The 12,223-nt window shown below is 44.7% G+C and carries 13 protein-coding genes; 11 read left to right on the forward strand and 2 right to left on the reverse strand.

The window, feature by feature from the left end; genetic code table 11:
- Positions 1-57: 57 nt before the first annotated feature.
- The 10 genes from H7F27_RS00280 (at position 58) to H7F27_RS00325 (ending at position 7,612) form a co-directional block, all read left to right on the forward strand.
- Entirely contained in the window at positions 58-264 is a 207-nt protein-coding gene (locus H7F27_RS00280) for a DUF951 domain-containing protein (protein ID WP_185848365.1), read from the forward strand.
- Between the two features lie 50 nt (positions 265-314).
- Positions 315-2,318 (forward strand): molybdopterin-dependent oxidoreductase, encoded by a 2,004-nt coding sequence (locus H7F27_RS00285; protein WP_185848366.1) that lies wholly within the window; start codon positions 315-317, stop codon positions 2,316-2,318.
- A 126-nt stretch (positions 2,319-2,444) separates the two neighbouring features.
- The gene (ychF, locus tag H7F27_RS00290) at positions 2,445-3,545 is read left to right on the forward strand and encodes a redox-regulated ATPase YchF (RefSeq protein ID WP_101865112.1); all 1,101 of its coding nucleotides are present in this window, start codon (positions 2,445-2,447) and stop codon (positions 3,543-3,545) included.
- 110 nt (positions 3,546-3,655) lie between these two features.
- Positions 3,656-3,943 (forward strand): 30S ribosomal protein S6, encoded by a 288-nt coding sequence (gene rpsF / locus H7F27_RS00295; protein WP_010332658.1) that lies wholly within the window; start codon positions 3,656-3,658, stop codon positions 3,941-3,943.
- 40 nt (positions 3,944-3,983) lie between these two features.
- Entirely contained in the window at positions 3,984-4,502 is a 519-nt protein-coding gene (ssbA, locus tag H7F27_RS00300) for a single-stranded DNA-binding protein SsbA (RefSeq protein WP_010332657.1), read from the forward strand.
- 42 nt (positions 4,503-4,544) lie between these two features.
- Positions 4,545-4,784, forward strand: a complete 240-nt coding sequence (gene rpsR, locus H7F27_RS00305; RefSeq protein ID WP_010332656.1) for a 30S ribosomal protein S18 — start codon at positions 4,545-4,547, stop codon at positions 4,782-4,784.
- A gap of 65 nt (positions 4,785-4,849) precedes the next feature.
- Positions 4,850-5,608: an exodeoxyribonuclease III gene (xth, locus tag H7F27_RS00310; RefSeq protein ID WP_185848367.1), complete on the forward strand. Its 759-nt coding sequence runs from the start codon at positions 4,850-4,852 to the stop codon at positions 5,606-5,608.
- 58 nt (positions 5,609-5,666) lie between these two features.
- Positions 5,667-6,602 carry a transcriptional regulator CcpB gene (locus H7F27_RS00315; protein WP_185848368.1) on the forward strand — a complete coding sequence of 312 codons (936 nt, stop codon included), beginning with the start codon at positions 5,667-5,669 and terminating at the stop codon, positions 6,600-6,602.
- Between the two features lie 56 nt (positions 6,603-6,658).
- A complete protein-coding gene (locus tag H7F27_RS00320) occupies positions 6,659-7,039 on the forward strand; it encodes a VOC family protein (protein ID WP_059335345.1) in 381 nt (126 codons plus the stop codon).
- Between the two features lie 18 nt (positions 7,040-7,057).
- The gene (locus tag H7F27_RS00325; RefSeq protein ID WP_059292117.1) at positions 7,058-7,612 is read left to right on the forward strand and encodes a maltose acetyltransferase domain-containing protein; all 555 of its coding nucleotides are present in this window, start codon (positions 7,058-7,060) and stop codon (positions 7,610-7,612) included.
- Positions 7,613-7,642: 30 nt separating this feature from the next.
- On the opposite strand, the gene H7F27_RS00330 is transcribed toward H7F27_RS00325, so the two are convergent.
- Positions 7,643-8,995: an MFS transporter gene (locus tag H7F27_RS00330; protein WP_185848369.1), complete on the reverse strand. Its 1,353-nt coding sequence runs from the start codon at positions 8,993-8,995 to the stop codon at positions 7,643-7,645.
- Positions 8,996-9,223: 228 nt separating this feature from the next.
- On the opposite strand from H7F27_RS00330, the gene H7F27_RS00335 reads away from it, so the two are divergent.
- Positions 9,224-10,123 (forward strand): CPBP family intramembrane glutamic endopeptidase, encoded by a 900-nt coding sequence (locus tag H7F27_RS00335; protein ID WP_185848370.1) that lies wholly within the window; start codon positions 9,224-9,226, stop codon positions 10,121-10,123.
- Here the strand turns inward: H7F27_RS00335 and H7F27_RS00340 are convergent.
- Complete coding sequence (locus H7F27_RS00340) at positions 10,120-12,189, reverse strand: thioredoxin domain-containing protein (protein ID WP_185848371.1); 2,070 nt, start codon at positions 12,187-12,189, stop codon at positions 10,120-10,122. The genes H7F27_RS00335 and H7F27_RS00340 overlap by 4 nt on opposite strands.
- Between the last annotated feature and the right edge of the window lie 34 nt (positions 12,190-12,223).

Consider the following 12,223-nt stretch of genomic DNA (forward strand, 5'->3'; position numbering starts at 1 on the left):
AATGATCAGTTTTTTTGTACAATAGATTCAGCAGTTTATGAAGAGAGGTGAAGGGTCTTGGCGGAAAAAGACTTTGGCCTGAATGATATTGTAGAAATGAAGAAACCGCACCCATGCGGAGCAAACAGATGGAAAATTATACGTATGGGAATGGATATTCGGATTAAATGTGAGGGTTGCTCTCACAGCGTGATGATTCCGAGAAAAGAATTTGAAAGAAAAGTAAAAAAAGTACTGGTCAAGCATGAGGAGCCTACTTCATAAAAAGGCTGACACTCATGCTTTTTCATATAGAAGGTAAGGAGAAGACGGCGATGAGCAAAGTGCATCAGTCAGCATGCCCTCTGAATTGCTGGGACAGCTGCGGTTTTGTGGTGACTGTTGATGACGGAAAGGTAACAAAAGTGGACGGAGATCCAAACCATCCGATTACGGAAGGCAAAATCTGCGGCCGCGGCAGAATGCTAGAGACGAAAACAAATTCGCCTGATCGGCTTCGTTATCCGATGAAAAAACAAAATGGCGAGTTTGTGCGGATTTCCTGGGAGCAGGCTCTTGATGAAATTGCCGATAAACTTCGGGACATTCAGGAGACGTCAGAAACAACAGCAGTTTTGCACAGCCATGATTATGCCAATAACGGTTTGTTAAAAGCGCTAGATCAGCGTTTTTTTAATGCGTATGGCGGTGTGACTGAGATTGTCGGAAGCATTTGCTGGGGCTCGGGTATAGAGGCGCAAAGCTGGGATTTCGGCCGGTCGTATGGGCACGGGCCGCTTGATATTTACAACAGCAAACACGTCGTTGTGTGGGGCAGAAATGTATCAAGGACAAATATGCACCTTTATCACCATTTGCAGCAGGTAAAGAAAAAGGGCGCAACGCTGACGGTGATTGATCCGATTTTTAATCCGACTGCAAAACTGGCTGACCGTTATATTTCTGTAAAGCCGGGAATGGATGGCTGGCTTGCCGCGGCTGTTTTGAAGGTTCTGATTGAGACGGGAAGAACGGATGAGGATTTTATTTCTCAGCATTCTGTCGGGTTTGATGATGTAAAAGAGCTTTTGAGCACGGTTTCTCTCGAGGAGTTTACTGCGAAAACAGAAACTACGATGGAAGAGCTGGAGTTTCTTGCAGGTCTGTATGCGGATGGTCCGGTGTCTACTTTTATGGGGCTTGGTATGCAGCGGTATAAAAATGGCGGCGGGACGATTCGCTGGATTGATGCGCTTGTTGCGGCAAGCGGAAACGTTGGGATTAAAGGCGGCGGCGCAAATTTTGGCAATGTCCAGATTGGTGAAAGTTTTGCAAAAACGAAGCTGACGCTGCCGGAATTAAAAACGAAATCACGTTCTTTTTCAATGATGACACAGGCTGAAGAGATTTTAACCGCTGATGATCCTGCGATCGAGATGATTATCGTGACATGCGGGAACCCGCTGACTCAGGTGCCTAACACAAATAAAGTAAGACAGGCGTTTGAAAAGGTTCCGGTGACAGTAGCGATTGATTCCATCATGACCGATACGGCAAAGCTGTGCGACTATGTTTTGCCGACTGCCACTGTTTTTGAAGAAGAGGATATTTATTATTCCAGTATGTACCATCATTATGTTCAGTATGGGAAGAAGCTGGTGGAACCGCAGGGCGAAGCGAAGTCAGACAGATGGATATGGTCAGAGCTTGCGAAGCGCCTTGGATTTGGAGAGCTTTTTGAACACAGTACTGAAGAACTTTTGGAGATGGGGCTTTCTTCATTGGAGGCAGACGGTGTAACACTTGAGCGCCTGAAAGATAAAGGCCACCTCCCGCTTCCGGTTAAACAGGTGCCGTGGGATGACTTTACGTTTCTGACGCCAAGCGGAAAATTTGAGTTTACCTCGTCTTTAGCTGAAGAAAAAGGATTTAGCGGTGCACTTCAATTGGAAGTGCCTGAGGAGTCTGTTTACCATAACGAAGAACTTGCCGAAAAATACCCTTACACGCTTTTGTCCATTCATCCGCAGCGCTCTAATCATTCACAGCATGTTCCGTTCATCGAGAAGCTTCAGCACATACAGGTCGATATTTCTTCAGATATAGCGGCTGAGCGGGATCTTCAGGATGGAGACGAGGTTGTCATTTTCAATGATCGGGGCCGTTTGAATGGTAAAGTTAAAGTGATGAAACAGGCTCATCCGAAGACGATAAATGTAGATGAAGGCATGTGGGCGGCTTTTGGCGGCTCCGTCAATACGCTGACAAATGATACAAATTCTGATAATCGAATGGGAAGTACGCTTTTTGACTGTTTAGTGGGCTTGAAAAAAGCATAATGAGAGGGTTCAGCAGGCTGAAAATGCTTTTTTGTCAGCTTGTCTTTTCCAGTGAACCTCCTTATAATTGCTCTAGGTTCAAAATACGTTAATGCAATGACGGTTTTATATAGAGGAGATGAAAGAATGGCTTTAACAGCTGGAATTGTCGGTTTGCCGAACGTCGGGAAATCAACATTATTTAACGCAATTACACAGGCCGGTGCCGAATCAGCCAACTACCCGTTCTGTACAATTGATCCGAACGTGGGAATTGTAGAAGTACCGGACGATCGTCTGCAAAAGCTGACTGAGCTTGTCCAACCAAAGAAGACTGTGCCGACTGCTTTTGAATTCACTGATATTGCAGGAATCGTAAAAGGTGCGTCAAAAGGAGAAGGTCTCGGTAACAAATTCCTTTCTCATATTCGCCAAGTTGACGCGATCTGCCACGTTGTCCGTGCTTTTTCTGATGATAATATTACACACGTTTCCGGTAAAGTTGATCCGATTGATGATATCGAAACGATCAATCTTGAGCTGATTCTCGCTGATATGGAAACAGTTGAAAAGCGGATTACACGTGTCAGCAAGCTTGCAAAGCAAAAAGATAAAGAGGCTGTGTTTGAGTTTGACATTTTGTCTAAACTGAAAGAAGCGTTTGAAAATGAAAAGCCTGCTCGTTCTGTTGAGTTTACTGAAGAGCAGCAAAAGCTTGTAAAGCAGCTTCATTTGCTGACGTCAAAGCCTATTTTGTATGTTGCAAACGTAAGTGAAGAGGAAGTGGCTGACCCGTCTGGCAATGAATATGTAGCGAAGATTCGTGAATACGCTGCCGGCGAAAACGCAGAAGTCATCGTCGTTTGTGCGAAGATTGAATCCGAAATCGCTGAGCTTGAAGGCGATGAGAAGCAAATGTTCCTTGAAGAGCTGGGGATTGAAGAGTCAGGTCTTGATCAGCTGATTAAAGCATCTTACTCGCTGCTTGGGCTGGCAACATATTTCACAGCCGGTGAGCAGGAAGTCAGAGCTTGGACATTCAAAAAAGGCATGAAGGCCCCTGAATGCGCTGGAATTATTCATAGTGACTTTGAGCGCGGCTTCATTCGCGCTGAAACGGTTGCTTATGATGATCTTCTTGCGGGCGGCGGCATGGCAGGAGCGAAGGAAGCCGGAAAAGTCCGTCTTGAAGGAAAAGACTACGTGGTAAAAGACGGAGATGTTATTCATTTCCGATTTAATGTATAGGATGCAGTTGTAAAGGGACAAGAGCTTTGGTATAATATAAAATTGTGAGTAATAGAATTATTGCTCCTTGCCCATTACGGGCCGCTTAGTCCAAAAGGAGGTGCAAACAGATGAGAAAGTACGAAGTTATGTACATTATCCGCCCAAACATTGACGATGAGTCTAAAAAAGCAGTTATCGAGCGTTTCAGCAACGTTCTGACTTCTAACGGTGCGGAGATCACTGGAACAAAGGATTGGGGTAAACGTCGTCTAGCTTACGAAATCAACGATTTCCGCGACGGTTTCTACCAAATCGTAAACGTTCAAGCTGATGCTGCGGCAGTTCAAGAATTTGACCGTCTAGCTAAGATCAGTGACGATATCATTCGCCACATTGTTGTTAAAGAAGAAGAATAAGCAATTTTGAAATATATAATGGTAAAAGGTGGTCTTTCTTATGCTTAACCGAGTTGTATTAGTCGGAAGACTGACAAAAGACCCAGAGCTTCGTTATACGCCAAACGGTGCGGCTGTTGCCACGTTTACTCTTGCTGTGAATCGTACATTTACGAACCAGTCTGGAGAACGTGAGGCCGATTTCATTAATTGTGTCACTTGGAGAAGACAAGCCGAAAACGTTGCAAACTTCCTGAAAAAAGGAAGCCTTGCAGGCGTAGATGGCCGTTTACAAACAAGAAACTATGAAAACCAGCAAGGGCAGCGTGTCTTCGTGACCGAGGTCCAAGCTGAAAGTGTTCAATTTCTTGAGCCGAAAAGCGGCGGCGGTTCTGGTTCAGGTGGATACAACGAAGGAAACAGCGGCGGAGGCCAGTACTTTGGCGGAGGCCAAAATGATAATCCATTCGGGGGAAATCAAAACAACCAGAGACGCAATCAGGGGAACAGCTTTAATGATGACCCATTTGCCAACGACGGCAAGCCGATTGACATCTCGGATGATGATCTTCCATTCTAATGAGAATATCGCTAAATTGACAAAGAAAGGAGGGAAATGACAATGGCAGGAGGACGCAGAGGCGGTCGTGCGAAGCGCCGTAAAGTGTGTTATTTCACTTCTAACGGTATCACGCACATCGACTACAAAGATGTAGATCTTCTTAGAAAGTTTGTTTCTGAGCGCGGTAAAATTTTACCACGTCGTGTAACTGGAACAAACGCTAAATACCAACGTAAATTGACTGCAGCGATCAAACGCGCTCGTCAAATGGCTTTACTTCCATACGTAACTGGTGAGTAAGCTGATACGTAAAGAGCAAGGACCTTCGGGTTCTTGCTCTTTTTTATAGGGGGGATGAAACAAATATGAAGCTGATTTCTTGGAATGTAAACGGCCTGCGGGCTGTCATGAGAAAGATGGATTTCTTTTCTTATCTGAAGGAAGAGGATGCAGATATCATATGTCTTCAGGAAACAAAGATACAGGATGGCCAGGTTGATGTTCAGCCTGAAGGCTATCATGTATATTGGAACTATGCAGAGAAAAAAGGATATTCAGGTACGGCTGTTTTTTCAAAACAAAAACCGCTGAACGTCATGTACGGAATCGGAATAGAAGAGCATGATCAAGAGGGCAGAGTGATTTCGCTGGAATTTGAAAACGTGTATGTGATGACCGTTTACACGCCTAATGCAAAAAGAGGGCTGGAACGCATTGATTACCGTTTGCAATGGGAAGAGGCTTTATTAGCGTTTATTCTCGAATTGGACAAGAAAAAACCGGTTATCCTGTGCGGTGATTTAAATGTGGCTCATCAGGAAATTGATTTGAAGAATCCAAAAGCAAACCGGAATAACGCGGGTTTTTCTGATCAAGAAAGAGGAGCATTCACTCGTTTCTTGGAAGCCGGCTTTATCGACTCATTCCGTTATTTATACCCTGATCTGGAAGGCGCTTATTCCTGGTGGTCGTATCGTGCGGGTGCCCGGGACAGAAATATCGGCTGGCGTCTGGATTACTTTATTGTTTCTGAGAGTCTTAAGGGGCAGATTGATGATGCCAAGATATCAGCACACGTCTTGGGTTCCGACCATTGTCCTGTTGAACTTACGATTAATATATGATGTGATAGCAGTAAGGATTGATCCTTACTGTTTTTTTATGATGAAAAAGGAGAAAGAGATGGCAAACATAAAAGAGATTGCGAGATTGGCGAATGTATCTGTTTCGACTGTGTCACGCGTACTGAATCATCATCCGTATGTGTCTGAAGAAAAAAGGAAGCTGGTGCATCAAGTCATGGAGGAATTAGACTACACACCGAATCGAACTGCGATCGACCTCATTCGCGGCAAGACTCAAACGATCGGTGTAATCCTGCCTTACAGCGATCACCCTTGCTTTGATAAAATCGTAAACGGCATCACAAAGGCGGCATTTAGACATGAATATGCAACAACCCTCCTCCCTACCAACTATAACCCCGACATTGAAATCAAATATTTAGAGCTGTTAAGAATGAAAAAAATAGATGGCCTCATTATTACATCACGAGCCAATCACTGGGACAGTATAATAGCCTATCAAGAATATGGACCGATTATCGCTTGTGAAGATACTGGAGACATTGATATTCCTTGTGCTTACAATGACAGAAAAGCAGCCTACATAGAAAGCTTTCGATATCTAAAGAACCGCGGACATGAGAATATCGCTTTTACTTGCGTGAGAAGCGCCGACAAGAGCCCGAGTACGGCGGATAAAGCAGCGGCTTATCAGGCCGTCTATGGAAGCCTGGAGGACCGCCATATGCTGACCGGCTGTAATCATATGGACGACGGAGAGCAGGCGGGTGCGTATTTCTATACAAGCGGCTGGGCTCCAACAGCTATTTATGCAAACAGTGATGAAGTGGCAGCGGGAATTTATGTATTTGCCAAAAAGAAAGACTGGGATGTTGAGATCATTGGAGAAGGACATTCCTCTATCAGCCGTGCCCTCTGTTTCCCATCGCTTGATCTGAATCTTGAGCAGCTGGGCACCACAGCATTTTCGTTATTTTTGCAGGAGCGTCCCAAAGATATAAAAATTCTCCACCAATTCATGAAAAAAGCTTGAACTGAAATGCATTTCATACCTTATAACTTCATTGAAAGACAAAGGAGGAGGAAGAAATGCGTATTGAGCACACGGCCATCTGGGTCAGTGATTTAGAGCGAATGAAGGCTTTTTATGAAACGTACTTTCATGGCAAAGCCAATTCTCTTTATCATAATGAGAAGAAAGATTTTAAATCGTATTTTATGACGTTTGATTCCGGAGCAAGGCTGGAAATCATGAAAAAAGGAGATGTGACTGATCAGCCGTCACAAACGATGACAGGCTGGGCGCATATCGCTTTTTCCACTGGAAGCAAAGAGAATGTTGATGAACTGACAGAAAGGTTAAAGCAGGACGGATTCGCTGTAGTAAGCGGTCCAAGGACGACAGGGGACGGCTACTATGAAAGTGTAATTGAAGATGAGGAAGGAAATCTAATAGAGATTACAATTTAACATCTTGGAGTGAATTGAATGCTGACAGAAAAAGAAAAAATGGCAGCCGGAGAATTATACAATTCGGAAGACCGTGAATTATCACTAGAGCGTAAACATGCGAGAAATCTGATTAAACAATATAACGAATCACCAGAAGATGAGTCAGTGCGAACGGAACTTTTGAAAAATCTGCTGGGTTCGATCGGTGATCAAGTCACCATTTTGCCGACATTCCGCTGTGATTACGGCTATCACATTCATATGGGGGATCGTACATTTGTTAATTTTGACTGTGTCATTCTTGATGTTTGTGAAGTTCGTATAGGACGTGATTGTTTGATTGCTCCAGGGGTGCATATCTACACGGCTGGTCACCCTCTCGACCCGCTTGAAAGGAAGTCGGGGAAGGAGTTCGGTAAGCCTGTTACAATTGGGGATAATGTTTGGATTGGCGGGCGGGCAGTGATAAACCCGGGAGTGACGATCGGCGATAACGCGGTGATTGCTTCGGGTTCCGTAGTGACAAAGGATGTGCCTGCGAATACGGTTGTAGGGGGAAACCCTGCGAGAAAGCTGAAGGAATTGAATTGAAATCAGTGCGGTTAACGCCGCACTGACTTTTTATATCTGCTTGGCATTCGTATTGGGGCCGAAGCAGATTAACAAAATGGAGCATGCGAGCCAGCAGCCGCCTATAAAGAAAAAGACGCTGACATAGCCGAACTGAACGGCGATAAAACCGACGAGCAATGATCCGAAGATGTTCGAAAAGCGCCCGAGCCCATAGGCTAAACCGCTGCCTGACGAGCGATACTCTGTTGGAAAAGGCTCAGATGTATACGCATATAAGTTTGATGTGAAAACCCGTTCCGTAATATTGACGATGAAACCAAACACGATAATCATGATGGGAATGAAGGTCATGCCATATAAAAGACCTGCGATGGCAGTCAGAAACGCACTGGCGGCCAATATCCATTTTCTCTGAAATTTTTCAGAAATCATTGAACCCAGCAATGCGCCCAGCGGAGCGCCGACCGAGTGCAATACGTTATACCATAATGTATTTTCCATCGTGACCCCGTTGCTTTTTAGCAGGCTGGGGACCCAAGAGGCAAAGCCATAGAATCCAAAGGTTTCAAAAATCCATACCGCGGATAACACAATGGTTATTTTCAGGTTTCTCCCCTTTAATAATCCCGCGTAACCCGCATGTTGTACCTGTCCGCTTGCGGTTTGCGGCGCCGGAGCAGGAAGCGGGCCTTTTTCTTTTTCAACGCTTGCTTCAATCCTTTTCAGGATGGCATCGGCTTTTTCATATTCACCGCGATTTTCATGCCAGCGGGGTGATTCCTCCAGCCGCCGAATAAAGAAAAAATAAATAAGACCAACAGCGCCCCATACAAAGACAAGTCTCCATCCCCAAGAGCCGAGCGGAATGACAAAGGCTGATACGATATTGGTGATCGGAACGCCAATCAATCCGATCATGGCACAGAAAGAAATATATTTTCCGCGAACACTTGAAGGGAAAAATTCTGCTAAATAGCTATTGGTGATGACCATGGCAGCTGCGACGCCAAACCCAGTGAGGAAACGAAACGCCATTAAGGATGGGATGTCCCATGCCGCGGCATTACATAACGATGCGATTGAAAAAACGAAGACAAATAGGTTCAAGGCTTTTTTTCGGCCGATTTGATCTGAAAGCCGTCCCCCAAGTGATGCTCCCAAAAACATGCCTAAAAACGAAGCAGCCGTTACATTGGCAATGGTTGAAAGCTGGATGCCCCAATGCTCGATCAGTGCCGGCGCTACATTGCTGAGGGTAAATAAATCCGCAAGATCAAAGAAGTAAACAATGCCGAGAGCGGTTAATACTTGGAAGTGGACACGTGAAATCGGGAGGCGGTCTAAACGGTTTGCCGCGTTTGAAAAAGGATGTGTATGTTTCTGTTTGACGCCCGTATTCATAAAAAACCCCCTTTTTTAATAGCGGGAGAAAGACTGAACATTCCCCTCTTGGCATTATTATAAGTATCTTGATTCATTGGGGACAGAGTTCAAATCACTAGATGGAAGAACTAAATTCACACTTTTCGCCTTAATTTTGCTTAAAAGATTTCCAAAACAGTAGATTAGTAGACCAAATTATGCAAATATATAGTAATATTCTCGTTGAAAGGAAGAGTCATAGAAGGAATGAATTCATTTATCCGTCCTCTAGAAGGAAACAATACATTGTGGAGATATTTTTTCTCCTTTTTGGTGATGGTTGGCTTATTCTTTTTTGGAAGCATTGTTTATGTCTTTATGATGTTATTGACTGCACTTTTAAGTCCACATATCGCGTTTGATGTGGATACAGGTATGTTAACCGATTCTTTGGCTGATCTGTTTTTAACTCATATCGTTTATGTATTTGCGATCCCAGGGGTTTGGCTGGCGGTTCGCTTTATCTTGAAACGCCCGTTTCGGTCAGTCATTACACCGCATGCAAAAATCAGCTGGCGCAGCATTTTCTTTGGCTTTATCGCTTATTACTTGCTGATGGCTGTGGTTCAGGGGATTGATTATGCGATTCATCCGGCGAAATACACTTTTCAGGATTTTGACGCCTCACGTTTTCTGTGGCTGCTTGTGGCATCTCTGTTATTGGTGCCGCTCCAGACTTCTGCGGAAGAACTGTTTTTCAGGGGATTTTTATTGCAGGCTTTTGGAAAAGTGATAAAGAATCCTTTTCTATTGACGCTGATTGTCGGCGGTCTATTTGGGGCTGTACACTTTGGCAATCCTGAAATGAGTAATGGCGCTTTTTGGGCAGGCATTGAGTATGTAACAATTGGGATTCTTTTAACGTATTATACGGTCAAAACAGGCAGCCTTGAAATTTCACTTGGTGTGCATGCCGCGAATAATATGTTTTTATGTCTTTTTATTACTGAAAAAAACAGTGTATATGGAGATATTCCTTCATTATTTGCCATCACACGGGGAAATCCGATGTGGGAGACTTTCTTTACGGTTGTCGTTAATCTTTTCTTTGCGTTTATCGTTGTACAATACCATAAGAGATCAAAAAGAAAGCAGCAAGGCGTTTAATCCCTGCTGCTTTTTAATGTTTGTAAGGCTTCTTCGATGTCTGTTGTCGGCTGCTGGCAGGCGAAATTTTCACAAATATACACGGTTGTTTGATCGTCTATGATGCGATACTCAGCCGCGAATGGCGCAATGTCTTTGCACTGGTCGGGATGTTCTGCCACCAGGATGGAATCGTTGGGATTAAAGGCCTTTTGAAGCGCGCTTGTGATCTGTTTTCTGTCTGGATCGTTCGGGCGCCCGAAAATCACAATTTCCTTTTTAGGATTCATCTGTTTTAACACACTTTGCATAAAGAAAGAGTGGCCGCTTGGGTATGCCTCGATTTCAGGCTTGAACACGGAGAACATCGTTTCGGCTTTTTCAATCAGCGAAAAATCGCCTGTGACTTGCCCGAGGCGCAGGAGCTGAACGGCTGCCACACTGTTTCCTGAAGGCACGGCGCCATCGTACACTTCTTTTTCTCTGACAATTAACGCTTCTGCGTCGTGTCCGGTAAAGTAGAACCCCCCATGCTCCTCGTCCCAAAACAAATCGATCATATCGTCTGACAGCTTCTTCGCTTTTTCTAAATATGATAGATCAAACGAGGCTTCATAGAGGTCGAGATAAGCCCATAAGAGAAAGGCATAATCGTCGATAAATCCTTTGTTTTTCACTTCGCCGTCACGATACCGAACCATCACCCGGCCGTCGATGATTACATTGTTTTCAATAAAGGTGATAGCGTCTTCAGCCAAGGTGAGGTATTGGGGTTCCTGGAATACCCTTGCCGCTTTAGCGAGACCCGCAATCATTAGTGCGTTCCATGACGTCAGCACCTTATCATCAACATGCGGATATGTTCTTTCTTCACGCGTCTTTAACAGCTTCAGTCTTGCATCTTCAAGCTTGCGGCTGAGCTCTTCGTCGGTTAAGCCGCTATCCGCTTTGATTTGTTCCCGCTTGGTGTGAATGAGGTTGGGAATGTTTTTGCCCTCAAAGTTTCCTTTTTCTGTGATGTCATACACGTTGCAATACAGCGTGCCGAGATCCTCTCCGAGCGTCTTCAAGATCTCTTCTTTTGACCACACGTAGTATTTTCCTTCTTCGCCTTCTGTATCCGCGTCTAAAGCGGAGAAAAAGCTCCCGTCTTCATGGGTCATTTCCCGTTGAATGAATGTAATGATCTGCTCACAAATCTCTTTGTAACGGCTGTTTTGCGTGACTTGATAAGCTTCAGTATAAGCTGTCAGCAGGAGCGCATTGTCATACAGCATTTTTTCAAAGTGAGGGACGAGCCACTCATCATCGGTCGAATAGCGGGCAAACCCATAGCCGATATGGTCATAGATGCCTCCATTTGCCATGCTGTCCAGTGTTTTCGTGACGTTGTACAAAGCGTTTTCCTGCCCCGTCGTGTGATAATAACGAAGAAAATACATGAGCATATGAGGCATAGGAAATTTCGGCGCCTGTCCGAAGCCGCCGTAGATTGTATCGAAACCATTGGCAAGCTGCTGGAATGTCCGGTGGATCGCTGATTCGCTCAACCCCTCGCTTGTTTTAGCTGCTGTTTTTGTCTGTAAATGTTTAGCGGCGTTTTCTGCAATATCCTCGACATGCTCACGATCGTTCGCAAACGTTTCTGAAAGATGCTCAAGCACATCCACAAAACCCGGACGATTATATTTACTCGTCTTCGGAAAATATGTACCCGCGTAAAACGGCTTCTGATCAGGCGTGATAAACACATTCAGCGGCCAGCCGCCCTGTCCGGTCATCAGCTGGCAGATTCTCATATAAACAGAATCAACATCAGGGCGCTCTTCCCGATCCACTTTAATCGCAACAAAACGTTCGTTAAGAAGGCGGGCGATTTCCTCGTCCTCGAAGCTTTCATGAGCCATGACGTGGCACCAATGGCAAGTTGAATAGCCGATGCTGACCAGAACCGGCTTGTTTTCGCGTTTTGCTTTTTCGAAGGCTTCTTCTCCCCAAGGGAACCAGTCGACTGGATTATAAGCGTGTTGAAGCAAATAAGGGGATTTCTCTGCGATTAATCTATTGGGCTTATTGTTAGTGGGCATTGGATCACCTTCTTTCATTTGATATATGTAGATT

Origin of the sequence: Bacillus sp. PAMC26543 (genome assembly GCF_014250375.1) — a bacterium.
Lineage (GTDB): Bacteria > Bacillota > Bacilli > Bacillales > Bacillaceae > Bacillus > Bacillus halotolerans.